The sequence below is a fragment of the Micrococcus sp. MS-ASIII-49 genome, from assembly GCF_000946635.1.
GTDB lineage: Bacteria > Actinomycetota > Actinomycetes > Actinomycetales > Micrococcaceae > Micrococcus > Micrococcus luteus.
In genome coordinates, this window is sequence record NZ_JXSP01000070.1 from 1 (window position 1) to 276 (window position 276).

1 pseudogene is annotated in these 276 nt (G+C 81.9%); it reads right to left on the minus strand.

Going from position 1 to position 276, the window contains the following annotated elements:
• A pseudogene (locus SJ20_RS05485) lies at positions 1–276 on the minus strand (transcription termination factor Rho); the annotation flags it as partial.

Sequence of the window (276 nt, forward strand, 5' to 3'; positions counted from 1 at the left end):
CTCGCCCTGGGCGCCGTCGGAGCGACGGTCCTGACCCTGCTGGGCGTCGTCGTCGCCGGCGCGGCGGCGGCCGCGGGAACGGCGCTCGGACTGCGGGCGGTCCTCGCCCTCGTCGCGGGTCTCGGACCCCCCGGACCGATCCTGGTCCGAGGCGGTCTCCCGGGGGCCCTGCTCGGTCTGGGCCTCGCGGGCCTCGGCCTGGGGCTGCCCGTCCTGGGCGACGGCGGCCGGAGCGGAGGTGTCGGCGTCGGCGCGGCGCGAGCGGCGGCGGGCGGG